Genomic DNA, 13,347 nt, shown 5'->3' with positions numbered 1-13,347 from the left:
CCATGAGCCCGATGGCCACGTTGACGTGCTGCTGCGACACCTCCAGCCGCTCCCAGGGGATCCAGGGAAACCGCTCCTCCAGCCGCGGCCGGGCGGCCCGCACCCACCTGGCCATGGTCGCCAGCTCCTCCGCGTCGTGCACGGCCCACGCCGCCAGCAGCCCCCACGTCACCGTCGCCGGAACCCGTCCCACGTCCACCCCTCTCGCTAAAACGCAACGCAACGTTGCGTTCGATGCTACGGCCACCGACGCGAGTGCTGTCAAGATGGAGAGGTGCCGAGGATCGAATCCACCACCGCGCGCCTCGCCAAGCTCGGCTTCGCCGACGGCGCGAGGGCGGCCCAGCTCATCCGCCAGACCGGGACCGATCTGGACGATCTCCTGGAGTCGCTGGTGGGCGTGGCCGACCCTGATCTGGCACTGCTCTCGCTGACCCGCCTCATCGAGCGCGAGCCCGCCGTGCTCGACGCCCTCCGCCAGGACGACGACCTCAAGGTCAGGCTGCTGGCCGTGCTCGGCGTCAGCGCCGCCCTGGGCGAGCACGTCGTACGCCACCCTGGCCAGGTCGCCTGGCTGGCCGAACCACGGCTGGGCGAGGCCCGTACGGAGCTGCTGCGCGCGGTCGGCGCCGACCCGGCCGAACTGGAGCCCGTCGCCACCGAGGAGAAGGCGCTCGTGGCGCTGCGGGTGGCGTACCGGGGCAGGCTCATGCACCTGGTGGCACGCGACCTGACCGGCCAGGCCTCGCTCCAGGAGGTCATGTCCGAGCTGTCCGACCTCGCCGGCGCCGCGCTGGAGGCCGCCCTGGCGATCGCGCGGGCCGAGGTGGACGCGAGCGACGTACGCCTCGCGGTCGTCGGCATGGGCAAGTGCGGCGCCAGGGAGCTCAACTACATCAGCGACGTCGACGTGATCTTCGTGGCCGAGCCGCGCGAGGGCGCCGACGAGGCCAAGGCGTTGCGTACCGCGACCAGGCTGGCCCAGGCCATGATGCGGGCCTGCACCGCGACCACGCCCGAGGGCTCGCTGTGGGAGGTGGACGCCGGCCTGCGACCCGAGGGCCGCTCCGGGCCGCTGGTGCGCACGCTCGGCAGCCACCTGGCGTACTACCGGCGCTGGGCCAAGACATGGGAGTTCCAGGCGCTGCTCAAGGCCCGGCCGGTGGCGGGCGACATGGCGCTGGGCGCGGTCTACGTCGAGGCGGTCAACGAGATGGTGTGGTCGGCGGCCACCCGCGAGGACTTCGTCGAGGACGTGCAGTCCATGCGCCGCCGGGTCGAGGCGCACGTGCGCGCCGAGGGGGAGCGGCAGCTCAAGCTGGGCCCCGGCGGCCTGCGCGACATCGAGTTCGCGGTGCAGCTGCTGCAGCTCGTGCACGGGCGGCTCGATCCGCTGCTGCGCCGCCGCGCCACGCTGTCCGCGCTCGCCGCGCTCTCCCGCGGCGGGTACGTCGGCCGCGACGACTCCCGCAGCCTGGCGGAGGCGTACTCGTTCCTGCGCCAGGTCGAGCACCTGCTGCAGCTGCACCGGCTGCGGCGCACGCACATCGTGCCCACGGGGGAGGACGACCTGCGCAGGCTGGGCCGGGCGCTCGGCATGCAGGCCGACCCGGTGGGGGAGTTCACGGCCAGGTGGCGGCGGCACGCGATGGAGGCGCGGCGGCTGCACGAGAAACTGTTCTACCGGCCGCTGCTGCAGGCGGTGTCGCGGCTGCAGGAGTCGGAGGCGCGGCTGTCGGCCACGGCGGCGGCGGCCCGGCTGGAGGCGCTCGGCTACGTCGACCCCATGGGGGCGCTGCGGCACATCGGCGCCCTCACGTCCGGGGTGTCCAGGCGGGCCGCGATCCAGCGGACGCTGCTGCCGGTCATGCTGGGCTGGTTCGCCGACGCGCCCGACCCGGACGCGGCGCTCCTGGGGTTCAGGCAGGTCAGCGACAAGCTGGGCAGCACGCCGTGGTACCTGCGGCTGCTGCGCGACGAGACGGCGGTGGCCGCGAGGATGGCGCGCGTGCTCGGCACCAGCCGCTACGCGACCGGCCTGCTCATGAACGCCCCCGAAGCCGTCGCCATGCTCGGCTCGGACGGGGAGCTCGCCGTGCGGCCGCAGGAGTCGCTGCTGGGCGAGGCCTCCTCCGCGGTCTCCAGGCACGTCGACGGCGACGGCGGCGCGGAGACGGCCGTCGCCGCCGTGCGGGCGCTGCGGCGCAGGGAGCTGTTCCGCATCGCCGTGGCCGACATCTTCGGGCTCGCCGACATCGAGACTGTCGGTGGCGCGCTCTCGTCCCTGACTGACGTGACCCTCCAGGCGGCTCTGGACACCGCGCTCAGCAAGGTCGGCAACGTCACGTCGTTCGCGATCATCGCCATGGGGCGGCTGGGCGGCATGGAGTGCTCCTACGCCAGCGACGCCGACGTCATGTTCGTTCACCAGCCCCTGCCAGGGGTCGAGGAACGCGAGGCAACGGACGCCGCCTTCGCCGTGGCCAACGAGCTGCGCAGGCTGCTGTCGTTGCCCGCGCCCGACCCGCCCCTGATCATCGACCCCGACCTGCGGCCGGAGGGCCGCCAGGGCCCGCTGGCGCGGACGCTGGCCTCCTACCGCGCCTACTACGCGCGCTGGTCGTCGCCGTGGGAGTCGCAGGCGCTGCTGCGCGCCCGGTTCTCGGCAGGCGACGCCGAGCTGGGCGCGGCGTTCACGCAGATGATCGACGAGCTGCGTTACCCGCAGGGCGGGCTGCCCGACGACGCGGTCAGGGAGATCAGGCGGCTCAAGGCCCGTATGGAGGCCGAGCGGCTGCCGCGCGGCGCCGACCCCGGCCTGCACACCAAGCTGGGCCCAGGCGGGCTGTCCGACGTGGAGTGGGTGGCCCAGCTGCTGCAACTGCGGTACGCGGGCACGCTGCCGTCGCTGCGCACCACGCGTACCCTCGACGCGCTGCGCGCGGCCGTCGCCGAGGAGTTGCTCGCCCCCGCCGACGAGGCCGTGCTGGCCGAGGCGTGGCGCTTCGCCTCCCGCATCAGGGATGCGATCATGCTGGTCAAAGGCCGCCCCGGCGACAGCGTGCCGCGTGACGCGAGCGAGCGCAAGCTGATCGCGCAGACCCTCGGCTACCCGCCGGACGGCTCGGAGGACTTCCTCGACGACTACCGCCGCGTGACCCGCCGCGCACGCCTCGTGGTGGACCGAGTTTTCTACGGGGCTTGATCAAGCCCGTCCGTCGGGTGTATCAAGGCGCGGTGTTATCCGTTTACGTGGACCTGGCCCTCGGCCTCGTGGTGTCGTTCCTGCTGCTGTCACTGCTGGTGAGCGGCGTCAACGAGGCGGTCGTGCGGGTGCTGTCCATCCGCAGCAAGTTCCTGTGGGCCTACCTCAGGGACACCATGGACGGCGCCGACGACAAGAGCGGGTCATGGTTGCCGGCCAAGGTGCGCGACGTGTTCACCGCGCTGCCGTTCCTGCGCGATCCACGTCCGCGCCACAGCGACCTGCCCGCGCCCGCCGAGCCCGGCGCGCTGCCCGACCAGCAGGATCGGGCCGGCGACGCGATGATCAACCTGCTGTACGAGCGGGTCAGGGAGATCGACCACGCCAAGCGGGGCAGGACCAGCATCGCCAACATCCCGCCAGGCCGGTTCGCGGTCGCGGTGATGGAGCTGGCGGCGGGGGAGGACGGCGACGTCGACGGGTTCCTGGAGAAGCTGAAAGCCATCGACAGCCCCCTGTACGGCCCTCTCAAGGGTGCCTGGGAGACCGCGCAGCGCGACCTCGACCGGTTCAGGCAGGGCATCGAGACCTGGTTCGACGGGGAGATGCAGCGGCTGTCGATGTTGTACAGGCGCTACGTGAAGTGGGTCGTCACCGTGCTCGGCCTGCTGGTGACGCTGGTGTTCACGATGGACGGGCTGGAGTACGCCAAGACGCTGCTGCGTGACAACGCCTTCCGCGCCTCGGTGACCGCCGTGGCGGAGGCGGGGCCGGACGCGTACAACGAGCTCAAGTCCCGCTGCGCCGGCGACGACCCGATGCGGTGCGTCACCGAGACGCTCAGCCAGCCGGCGCTGGTCACGATGCTCGACCAGGCCCTGGTCAGCGTGTCGATCCCGGAGCAGGGCGACCCGGGCGTGCACTGGAACGGCGGCCTGTGGTGGGACCGGATCAGCACGCCCAGCCACTGGCCGGGGTTCCTGCTGACGTACGTGGCGCTGCTGTTCGGCGCGCCGTTCTGGTGGGATGTGTTCCGCCGCATCACGGGCATCAAGAGCAGGCGCTGAGCCCGTATCGTGGAGCGAATGCAGACCGAGCGGCTCATCATGCGCAGGTGGCGCGAAGAGGACAGGGAGCCCTTCGCCGCCATGAACGCCGACCCCCAGGTGATGGAGCACTTCCCGGCGACGCTCACCCGTGAGGAGAGCGACATGCTGGTCGACAAGATCGAGCAGCACTTCGACGAGCACGGCTTCAGCCTGTGGGCGCTGGAGGTCCGCGAGAGCGGGGAGTTCATCGGCTTCACGGGGCTGGGCTGGCAGACGTTCGACGCGCCGTTCCTGCCCGCCGTGGAGGTCGGGTGGCGGCTGGCGCGCCCGGCCTGGGGCCACGGGTACGCCATCGAGGCGGCCAGGCGAGCGGTCGGCTACGCCTTCGGCGAGGCGGGACTCGACGCGATCATCTCGATGACCGCCGCGCGTAACCTGCGCTCCCGCGCCGTGATGGAGCGACTCGGCATGACCAGGGACCCGGCCGAGGACTTCGACCACCCGCGCATCCCCAAGGACAGCCCGCTGCTCCACCACGTCCTCTACCGCCTCGAGCGGGACACCTCATGAAGACGATCCGCGAAGCAGGCCGGGAGATCGGCCAGCCGGGCCGCCGTCGTCTGGGCGGCCTGGGACAGAGCTCAGTCAGGCACTCCCATCGCCCCCTTGGGTGGAGCGATGAGGCCGTACATGACCAGCGCGGACAGCCCGATCGAGATCACCGACCACAACGGGAAGGCCACCAGGAAGGCGAAGTGGCCGATCATCGCGATGCCGGCGAGGACGACCCCGGTCCATCGGGCCCAGGCCTTTCCGGCCAGTATGCTCAGCCCGATGACGAGCTGCAGGGCGCCGATGGCCAACCAGATCCAACCCCAGGCGGTGTAGTCCCACACCAGCAGCCGGCCGCTGGGCGTGACGAAGAAGTACGTCTTGAACAGGGCGATGAAGCCCTCGATGATGTTGAAGGCGCCCAGCACGATAACGAGGGTGCCGGCGAATCCGAGCCAGCCCGAATAACCGGAACCACGGTGGTAGGCGGATCCGAGCGGTGACGCTGGCGTCGCCATAGCCGTCTCCTTCCTTGATCGCTGAACCTCCCATATCCTTCCCCTGTGCCCGAAATGTTGGTTATGCGGCGTACTTCCCGGTAAAGCTCTGCGGTCGTACCGGCAAAGTCGGCGGGTGGCTTGGTGGGTGGCTTCGCGGCACTCTCGACCGCCGCCGGTGGCCATGGCAGCGCTGACGTGTCCGCTGCGCGCTTGCTCGCCGTCCTGCAGTATGGTGATCAGCACGCGGACGATCGGTGGTGAGGGTGACGTGCGGTTCCAGCATGCGGATGACATCTGGCGGGACTTCCCCGAGCTCGTCCCCGCGGTGATCTCGGTGCGGGGTGTCAGCGCGGACGTCTCCGTAGCGGACCCGGTGGCCACGTTCGGCGAGCTCGCCGCGAAGCGGCTGGCCGCCGCATCGGAGGGCGAGCTGCCGGAGATCCAGGCGTGGCGCCGCGCGTTCTCCAAGATGGGGCTCAAGCCGACCCAATACCGCTGCGCCTCGGAGTCGCTGCTGCGCCGCTTCAGGAAGGAGGGGTCGCTGCCGCGCCTGCACCCCCTGATCGACCTGTGCAACGCGGTCTCCATCGCGTACGCGATCCCGGTGGCGGTCTTCGACACCTCCAAGATCGCCCAGTACGTACAGGTCCGGTACGCGACCGGCGACGAGACGTACCTGACCTTCTCTGGCGAAACCGAACATCCGCCCACCGGGGAAGTGATCTTCGCGGACGCGGAGGGAAACGCGCACGCCCGCCGCTGGACCAACCGCCAGAGCGGCTACTCGGCCATCCGCGACACGACCACCGACGTCCTGATCGTCGCCGAGGCGCTGCACGAAACAGCCCAGTCCGACATCGAGTCCCTGGCGGCCACCCTCTGCGACGAGCTGTCCGCAGTCTGGCCGGTGACGCCCCGGCCGACGATCCTCAGCGCGTCGGCGCCCGAGTTCACCGCGTGATGCCCCACAGGACGGCGTCGGCCAGCGCCTCGTCCTGATCGGCGGGAGAACAGGTCAGGGCAGGCCGGCCAGGTGGCAGGGATGCCATCTCTGGGCCATGCGTCGGTCGGAGGAGGTAGCCGCGTCTCTGCAGGGATTCCTGGACCTGCGTCGCTTATACGGCGTCGTACAAGGGGATGATCTCGCCGCTGTCCTTGGCCAGCACTGTCCGCACGTGCCAGCCGATGGCCGCCGCGTAGCGGCCGACCAATTCCATGGTGGCGACGTCGCCGCGCTCGATTTGCGAGACTCGGCCCTTGGTGACGCCCATGCGTTCGGCCACCTCAGCCTGCGTCAGCCCTTCGCGCCTGCGCTGCTCGGCAAGCCGGTGACCGACTACGTAGGCGTCGATTCCACGACGTGCCTGCGCCCGCTCCTCCGGCGTGAACTGGGCTGCGACCGCTTCCCGGTCCCACTTGCTGTGTCCGCTCACCGCTGCCCCTCTTCCGCTTCCCGTTCCTTCAAATACTGCTCGTAGCGCGCTTCCGCCCAGGGGATCCACTCGCGGTACCAGCCCGACCAGTTACCGGACTTATCGCCGCCAATCAGCAAGATCGCCTCACGCCACGGGTCGAACGCGAACAGGATGCGGATCTCGCTGCGCCCCGACGATCCTGGCCGCAACTCCTTCAGGTTGGCTACCCGGGCTCCCTTCAGGGTATCTACCAGGGGCCGCCCCAGAGCTGGGCCAGTCTCGGCGAGTAGGTCGATTGCCTCGATGACCCGGAGCTGACTAGCCCGGTCGAGACCCTGGAACCATTCCCAGAGCTCGTCAGTCTTGTTGATCTCCCACGCCACACTCGAAGTATAGCTTTTTCTATACTCAAACGATAACCGGAACCTTGATCGCGCGCCAGATCCAACCCTTGATATCCCCCCATGACGTGGCTCATCTTGCCGATGTCGGAGAGTCGTTGCATGCTCTCGCAGGAGGGGACTGCCCGAAGACGAGTGAACGCGGAACGGCCCGGGATCGCGGTCGGATCCCGGGCCGTTCCGTCAGGTCGGGCTACACGTCGTAGTAGAGCTCGAACTCGTGCGGGTGCGGGCGCAGCCGGATCGGGTCCACCTCGTTCTCCCGCTTGTACGAGATCCACGTCTCGATCAGGTCGGGCGTGAACACGCCCCCCTCGAGCAGGTAGTCGTGGTCCTCCTCGAGCGCGTTGAGGACGTCGGTGAGCGAGCCGGGGACCTGCGGGATGTTGCGGGCCTCCTCCGGCGGCAGCTCGTAGAGGTCCTTGTCGACCGGCTCCGGCGGCTCGATCTTGTTGCGGATGCCGTCGATGCCCGCCATCAGCATGGCCGCGAACGCGAAGTACGGGTTGCACGACGGGTCCGGCACGCGGAACTCGATGCGCTTGGCCTTCGGGTTGGAGCCCGTGATCGGGATGCGGACGCAGGCCGACCGGTTGCGCTGCGAGTAGACCAGGTTGACCGGCGCCTCATAGCCCGGCACCAGGCGGTGGTAGGAGTTGACCGTCGGGTTGGTGAAGGCCAGCAGCGACGGCGCGTGCTTCAGCAGGCCGCCGATGTAGTAGCGGGCCGTGTCCGACAGACCGGCGTAGCCGACCTCGTCGTAGAAGAGCGGCGAGCCGTCCTTCCACAGCGACTGGTGGCAGTGCATGCCGGAGCCGTTGTCACCGAAGATCGGCTTCGGCATGAACGTCACCGTGTGGCCGTACTCGAGCGCCGTGCTCTTGATGATGTACTTGTACAGCATCAGGTTGTCGGCGGTCTTGAGCAGCGTGCCGAACTTGAAGTCGATCTCCGCCTGACCGGCGGTGCCGACCTCGTGGTGCTGCATCTCGACCTCGATGCCGCTCTCGATGAGGTTGCGGACCATCTCGGAGCGCAGGTCGGTGAAGTGGTCCATCGGCGGGACCGGGAAGTAGCCGCCCTTATAGCGCGGCTTGTAGCCGAGGTTGCCGCCCTCGGTCGCCTTGCCGGTGTTCCAGGCGCCCTCGATGGAGTCGATGTAGTAATAGCCGGCGTTCTGCTTCGTCTCGAAGCGCACGTCGTCGAAGATGTAGAACTCGGCCTCAGGGCCGAAGTAGACCGTGTCGGCGATGCCCGTGCCCTTGAGGAATTCCTCCGCCTTGCGCGCCACGTTACGCGGGTCGCGGCTGTAGGCCTCGCCGGTCAGCGGGTCGTGCACGAAGAAGTTGATGTTCAGCGTCTTGTGCTGGCGGAACGGGTCCACCACGGCGCTCGACGGGTCAGGCAGCAGGAGCATGTCCGACTCGTGAATCGCCTGGAAGCCACGAATCGACGAGCCGTCGAACATGAGTCCGTCGGTGAAGACGCTCGCGCTGAAATTTTCTACCGGGAAGGTGAAGTGGTGCGTCGTCCCCGGCAGGTCAGTGAACCTGACATCGACGAATTGCACCCCTTCGTCACTGATGAACTTCAGGACGTCGTCGGCGGAGTTGAACACTCTCGAACCTCCCTGGGGACTGGCCATCATGCCGACGCTAGGGCGTGGCGGTTTCCGAATGGTGTCTCGATTGTTTCGCACGTGTTACGCAGGGTCAGGTGTCTTGGGAGGCGCGGCAGCCGCCGTTCGAAGGAACCCGATCGTCCAGCCTGTAGGGATCCATGAGCGGGCCGGTGGGCTGAACACCGCCGGGCGAGTCGCTCTCGTAGACCGGATGGATGAAGCCGTCGTCGATGTCGCACCTGGCCGGAGTCTGGCTGGCCCCCCATTCCACATAGAGCGACAGCTTTCCGGATGTGCGGTAGATCTGCACGCCACCAGTGAGATGAGAGACGAAGCGCATGGTGGTCGACGGTTGGCCGGGGCGCCGCACCGCGTAGACGATCAGGTAGTTCAGCTCTACCTCCACGCCGTGACGCAGGCCCATTCTGAACGTGTCGAGCCCCGCTGTTCCCTTCACTTTGATCACATCGGTGGCGAGCTCGGCGGTATTCGGGGCGAAGCTGTTGACGAGTGTCCGGCTGTTGAGCCGCACGTCGCCCAACTTCTCGTAGAACACATCTCGCTGCCCGCTGTCCAGCAGGTCAGCGAAGGCCGTCGGCTCGCCTCCCATGAGGGTCTTGCGGTCGAGAAAGGCCGCGTCCAGCAGTTCGCGCGTGCGCTCCAGACCCTTGGCCACGTCCTTCTTCGACAATCCGTCCATCGCCTTGGGCTCGGGCATGACGAAACCGGCGATCCCTTCGGCGTAGTCGGCCGCCGGGGATCCAGCGAACGGGTCCGCCGCCGTCATCTCCAGGGTCGTGGTCAACGCTCCGGCCCCCTGAAGCGCCGGGCCCGAGGGCCCCAGCAGGTCGGGACGGAAGGTCACGACGAGGAAAGCGGCGCCGATCGCCGTCGTGACCGCGGCCATCGTGAGCCACGTCCGCCCGATCCTGCGGGACGGCTGGTGATCATAAGACGATAAGCGGTCCCGCCTGGGCTTCTTGCCGCCTTTAGCTCCCTTGGTGGCCGCCGACCGCATCCTCCGCCGCTCCTCGGCGTCGATCTGCGCCACCAGCTCGTTGAAACGCTCGTCAAGGTCATCCCCGTTTGGCATGGCGTACATCGTGACCGCTTCATGACGCGGTTGGGTCACAATGCCGACCGGCGCACCGGGCGGCTACCGTGGAGGGCATGAGCAGCAAGGAGCCTCGGTGGACGCAGACGTGGCTCGGCGGGGTCCGGGCCGCCGGGGTCGATCTCGGATACCCCGGGCAGCGCCTGGGCCTGCCGGAGGAGGGCAGCGGGTCGATCGCGGGGTGGGGCCGCAGGATCGGCGCGCTCGTCATCGACTGGGTGATCTGCACGTGGGCCGTCGTGCAGCTGCTGCTGCGGATGAATCCGGCCGAGTCGCCGTGGGCGCCCATGGCGGTGTTCGCCGTGCAATACCTGATCCTGATCGGGTTCATGGGGCAGACGTTCGGGCACCGGCTGATGGGGATCCGGGTCGCCGCGATGGACGGTGGGAACCCCCGCTGGCTGCCTGTGCTGGTCCGCACCGTGCTGTTGTGCCTGGTGGTGCCCGCGCTGATCTTCGACCGCGACCATCGCGGCGTGCACGACCGCTCGTCCAACACCATGGTCGTCCGCATGTGACCGGTGAACAGAGGCATCGACTACGACACGGGGTTCCTGCCGGCCCAGGACGGTGATGATGGCGGCATGGCGTGGTGGATGGACGACTACCCACGCCTCCCGCAACGCCGGCACGTTCGTGGAGGGGCTGCGCGCTCATGTCGAGCACGGCAAGCCGGTGGCGGTGACAGAGTTCGGCACCTGCGCCTATCGGGGCGCGGGCGAGCGACGACACCCGCTGGGAGCCCAAGGAGCTCTTCCACGCCACGGCCGCTAGGTACGCGAGCAGCTGAAGATCGCCGTGCCGGGGAGATGCCGGCCGCGGAGCGGGCTCCAGCCGCCCCACACCTGCTCGTGCCCCTCCGGCCACTCCGGCTCCAGCAGCCCGGTGATCGTCAGCCCGGAGGCGGTCAGCAGGTTCACCCAGTCGGCCAGCGTCCGGTGGTGCTCGACGTACGTCGGCGTGCCGTGCTCGTCCCGTTCCACGTACGGCGTGCGGTCGAAGTAGGACCGGTCGGAGGTCAGCCCGCGCGGCCCCGGGTCGTCGGGGAACGCCCACCGGACGGGATGACTCACCGAGAACACGAAGAGGCCGCCCGGCCTGAGCACCCTGCGTACCTCGCGGAACACGGCGAGCGGGTCGGCCACGAACGGCAGCGCCCCGAACGCCGAGCACGCCAGATCGAACGCGGTGTCCGCGAACGGCAACGCCTCGGCGTCTGCCTGCACCACCGGCACGTGCAGCCCGGTGTCGAGGTCGATGCGCTGGGAGTGGCGCAACTGCCGGTGCGAGATGTCGAACGCCGCCACCTCGGCACCCTGCGTCACCAGCCACCGCGCGCACTGCGCGGCCCCACAGCCGACCTCCAGCACACGCCGCCCGCGCACCTGCCCGAGCAGGTGCGCGTCGGCCTCGTCGACGCCCTCGGGGCACCACACGAACCCGCTGTCCCGCAGGAAATCGCCGTGCTCGACCTGGTAGTCGTCCGCGTTGCCGTCCCACCAGCCGCGATTGGCCCGCGACGAAACGGACGGCACTAGCGCATCTTGGGGCCGCGCGGGATGCGGGCGCCCTTGGGCATCGGGCCCTTGGGCAGCGGCATGTTGCGCGGCAGCGAGCGCAGACGGTCCTTGACCTCGTTGACCGCGGGCTTCTTCAGGTTGCGCGGCAGCTTCATCAGATGGCGCTGCAGCTTGCCGAGCGGCACCTGCCCCTCGCCGTCACCGCACTGGATGTCGTAGATCTCGATGCCCAGCACCACCCGCGCGACCCGCTTCTTCTCGGCGGCCAGCATCTTGCCCACCCGGTTGCCCGGCCCTTCGGACACCAGCACGACACCCGGGTGGCCGACCACGAGATGCACCAGGTCCTGGTCGCGGTTGACCGCTATGGCCGGGGTGACCTGCCAGTTGCCGCGCATGCCCTGCAACACCGCGGCCGCGGCGCCGGTCTGGCCGTGGAGAATCGAGTATTGCGCCCTCTGTGCCAGCTGGCCGAACACCACCAGGCCGACGGTGAACGCGGCCAGGATGCCGATGAAGAGCGAATACCACAAATAGTCCGTGACCAGGCCGATCACAACGACCACAGCGAGCGTGCCCACCGCCGACAGGAAGACGAGCGGCATCCCCTTGGGGTTGGCCTGCTTGATGATCTGCGCGATCATACGGAGCTGCTTGATGCGCCCCGGCTTCTCTGGTTCCTCGGACTTTGCCATGCTCTGAAGGATACAAACCAACTGGTGGACTATGGGAAACGCGCCCCGGCGATTTCGCCGACGGCTAGATCTTGACGGTCGCGGACAGTCGCGGATCGGCCACGTGGCGTGCCGCCTCGATCGTGTACTCGCCCGTGACCGTGTGCCAGCCGTCCTCCCACACCTGGAAGGCTCGCTCGGGCAGGAACACGGTGGTGATCACCGTCTGCCCCGGCTCGGCCTCGACCACGTCGAACCCGGCCAGCCGCCGCTCACTCCCATCAGCGACGTAGAGCTGCACGACCTCGCGTCCCGGCCGGTCGCCGGTGTTGGTGACGGCCACGCTGACGCTGGTGCCCTCGGCGGCGATGGAGTCGTACGACCAGGTCGTGTACCCCAGGCCGTGCCCGAACCAGAACGCCGGCTCCTTCTCCGACCGGTGCCACGCCCGGTACCCGATGAACACGCCCTCCTCGTACGCCACCGCCCCGTCCACGGGCGTCACGTCGGCCACGGGAACGTCCTCCAGGCGACGCGGCCACGTCGTCGGCAGCCGACCGCTCGGCTCGGCGTCGCCGAACAGCACGTCGGCCAGCGCCGCCCCCGCCTCCTGCCCGGGGAACCAGGTGAGCAGCACCGCCGCCACCTCCCCGGCCCACGGCATCTCGACCGGCGAGCCCGAGTTGACCACCACCACCGTGCGCGGGTTGGCCGCGGCCACCGCGCGGATCAGCTCGTCCTGCCGTCCCGGCAGCCTGAGGTGCGTACGGTCGAAGCCCTCGCTCTCCACCTCCGGCGTGGTCCCGGCCACCACCACCGCCACGTCGCACTCCGCCGCCACCCGCACGGCCTCGGCCATGAGCGCCTCGTCTCCGGGGCTCGGGTCGGCGTGGCCGAGCGTGAAGGACACGACCGCCATGCCGCCGAACGCCCCCGTCGGGTGCGTCACGGTCAGCTCGTACGGCTCGCCCGCCGTCATCGGCACGCTCACTCGCCGCTCGGGCGGCGACAGGAACGCCGCGGCCGGGTCGCCCGGCAGGTCGATGCTCTCGTCGAACACGGTCTCGCCGTTCACGGTGACGGTGAAGGAGCCCACGCCGACGACGGACAGCTGGTGCTCGCCCGGCAGACCTGGCGTGTACGTGGTCACCAGGCGGACCGCCCTGAGCCGGTCGCCGTCCACGTCGGGCGGCAACTGGCCGATCCAGCGGGCCTCACCGGCGGCCAGCGGATGCTCGGCCAGCACGTCGCCCGCCTCGTCCAGGAACAGGGCCCTGGCGGGGGAGGGGATCGGGG

At 69.4% G+C, this 13,347-nt stretch carries 15 protein-coding genes; 6 read left to right on the top strand and 9 right to left on the bottom strand.

Annotation, left to right across the window (positions count from 1 at the left end):
* Positions 1-193, bottom strand: a 193-nt coding sequence (locus ETD86_RS46225) for an HXXEE domain-containing protein (RefSeq protein WP_211370731.1), incomplete at its 3' end; no start/stop codon positions are given.
* 81 nt (positions 194-274) lie between these two features.
* Here ETD86_RS46225 and ETD86_RS46220 point away from each other — a divergent pair.
* From ETD86_RS46220 to ETD86_RS46210, 3 genes are read left to right on the top strand one after another with little or no spacing between them, the layout of a single operon-like run.
* Entirely contained in the window at positions 275-3,205 is a 2,931-nt protein-coding gene (locus ETD86_RS46220) for a bifunctional [glutamine synthetase] adenylyltransferase/[glutamine synthetase]-adenylyl-L-tyrosine phosphorylase (protein ID WP_138672978.1), read from the top strand.
* A 32-nt stretch (positions 3,206-3,237) separates the two neighbouring features.
* Entirely contained in the window at positions 3,238-4,272 is a 1,035-nt protein-coding gene (locus ETD86_RS46215) for a hypothetical protein (protein WP_246149304.1), read from the top strand.
* 18 nt (positions 4,273-4,290) lie between these two features.
* The gene (locus ETD86_RS46210) at positions 4,291-4,824 is read left to right on the top strand and encodes a GNAT family N-acetyltransferase (protein ID WP_138672977.1); all 534 of its coding nucleotides are present in this window, start codon (positions 4,291-4,293) and stop codon (positions 4,822-4,824) included.
* Positions 4,825-4,895: 71 nt separating this feature from the next.
* Here ETD86_RS46210 and ETD86_RS46205 read toward each other — a convergent pair whose 3' ends face one another.
* Positions 4,896-5,324 (bottom strand): DUF7144 family membrane protein, encoded by a 429-nt coding sequence (locus ETD86_RS46205; RefSeq protein ID WP_138672976.1) that lies wholly within the window; start codon positions 5,322-5,324, stop codon positions 4,896-4,898.
* 211 nt (positions 5,325-5,535) lie between these two features.
* Between ETD86_RS46205 and ETD86_RS46200 the strand changes: the two genes are divergently transcribed.
* A complete protein-coding gene (locus tag ETD86_RS46200) occupies positions 5,536-6,267 on the top strand; it encodes a B3/B4 domain-containing protein (RefSeq protein ID WP_246149303.1) in 732 nt (243 codons plus the stop codon).
* Between the two features lie 154 nt (positions 6,268-6,421).
* Here the strand turns inward: ETD86_RS46200 and ETD86_RS46195 are convergent, their stop codons facing one another.
* The 4 genes from ETD86_RS46195 to ETD86_RS46180 form a co-directional block, all read right to left on the bottom strand.
* On the bottom strand, positions 6,422-6,739 hold the full coding sequence (locus ETD86_RS46195) for a helix-turn-helix domain-containing protein (protein WP_138672975.1): 318 nt from the start codon (positions 6,737-6,739) through the stop codon (positions 6,422-6,424).
* Positions 6,736-7,104: a type II toxin-antitoxin system RelE/ParE family toxin gene (locus ETD86_RS46190; protein ID WP_138672974.1), complete on the bottom strand. Its 369-nt coding sequence runs from the start codon at positions 7,102-7,104 to the stop codon at positions 6,736-6,738. Before ETD86_RS46190 ends, ETD86_RS46195 begins: the two co-directional genes overlap by 4 nt.
* A 211-nt stretch (positions 7,105-7,315) precedes the next feature.
* Positions 7,316-8,740, bottom strand: coding sequence for a type I glutamate--ammonia ligase (gene glnA / locus ETD86_RS46185; protein ID WP_138672973.1), 1,425 nt, complete (start codon positions 8,738-8,740; stop codon positions 7,316-7,318).
* Between the two features lie 94 nt (positions 8,741-8,834).
* Complete coding sequence (locus ETD86_RS46180) at positions 8,835-9,836, bottom strand: hypothetical protein (RefSeq protein WP_138672972.1); 1,002 nt, start codon at positions 9,834-9,836, stop codon at positions 8,835-8,837.
* A 77-nt stretch (positions 9,837-9,913) separates the two neighbouring features.
* Here ETD86_RS46180 and ETD86_RS46175 point away from each other — a divergent pair, with 77 nt between their 5' ends.
* A complete protein-coding gene (locus ETD86_RS46175) occupies positions 9,914-10,375 on the top strand; it encodes an RDD family protein (RefSeq protein WP_138672971.1) in 462 nt (153 codons plus the stop codon).
* A gap of 55 nt (positions 10,376-10,430) precedes the next feature.
* Positions 10,431-10,631 (top strand): hypothetical protein, encoded by a 201-nt coding sequence (locus ETD86_RS56125; protein ID WP_170223642.1) that lies wholly within the window; start codon positions 10,431-10,433, stop codon positions 10,629-10,631.
* Here the strand turns inward: ETD86_RS56125 and ETD86_RS46170 are convergent.
* The 3 genes from ETD86_RS46170 to ETD86_RS46160 all read right to left on the bottom strand — a co-directional run.
* Entirely contained in the window at positions 10,628-11,392 is a 765-nt protein-coding gene (locus ETD86_RS46170) for a class I SAM-dependent methyltransferase (RefSeq protein ID WP_138672970.1), read from the bottom strand. The genes ETD86_RS56125 and ETD86_RS46170 overlap by 4 nt on opposite strands.
* Entirely contained in the window at positions 11,392-12,072 is a 681-nt protein-coding gene (locus ETD86_RS46165; RefSeq protein ID WP_138672969.1) for a DUF4191 domain-containing protein, read from the bottom strand. The genes ETD86_RS46170 and ETD86_RS46165 overlap by 1 nt, the downstream gene beginning before the upstream one ends.
* Positions 12,073-12,136: 64 nt before the next feature.
* The coding region (locus tag ETD86_RS46160) for a glycoside hydrolase family 3 C-terminal domain-containing protein (protein WP_211370730.1) at positions 12,137-13,347 on the bottom strand (1,211 nt) is incomplete at its 5' end.

Source organism: Nonomuraea turkmeniaca, from assembly GCF_005889735.1.
Taxonomy (GTDB): Bacteria; Actinomycetota; Actinomycetes; order Streptosporangiales; family Streptosporangiaceae; genus Nonomuraea; species Nonomuraea turkmeniaca.
The sequence above is the reverse complement of the archived record's forward strand: the minus strand, read 5'-3'. Positions and strand labels throughout refer to the sequence as shown.

Excerpts from the sequence above, each read along its gene's own strand:
- ETD86_RS46180 (WP_138672972.1), bottom strand. The coding sequence starts at position 9,836 with ATGCCAAACGGGGATGACCTTGACGAGCGTTTCAACGAGCTGGTGGCG.
- ETD86_RS46200 (WP_246149303.1), top strand. The coding sequence starts at position 5,536 with ATGGTGATCAGCACGCGGACGATCGGTGGTGAGGGTGACGTGCGGTTC.
- ETD86_RS46205 (WP_138672976.1), bottom strand. The coding sequence starts at position 5,324 with ATGGCGACGCCAGCGTCACCGCTCGGATCCGCCTACCACCGTGGTTCC.
- ETD86_RS56125 (WP_170223642.1), top strand. The coding sequence starts at position 10,431 with ATGATGGCGGCATGGCGTGGTGGATGGACGACTACCCACGCCTCCCGC.
- ETD86_RS46175 (WP_138672971.1), top strand. The coding sequence starts at position 9,914 with ATGAGCAGCAAGGAGCCTCGGTGGACGCAGACGTGGCTCGGCGGGGTC.
- ETD86_RS46165 (WP_138672969.1), bottom strand. The coding sequence starts at position 12,072 with ATGGCAAAGTCCGAGGAACCAGAGAAGCCGGGGCGCATCAAGCAGCTC.
- ETD86_RS46210 (WP_138672977.1), top strand. The coding sequence starts at position 4,291 with ATGCAGACCGAGCGGCTCATCATGCGCAGGTGGCGCGAAGAGGACAGG.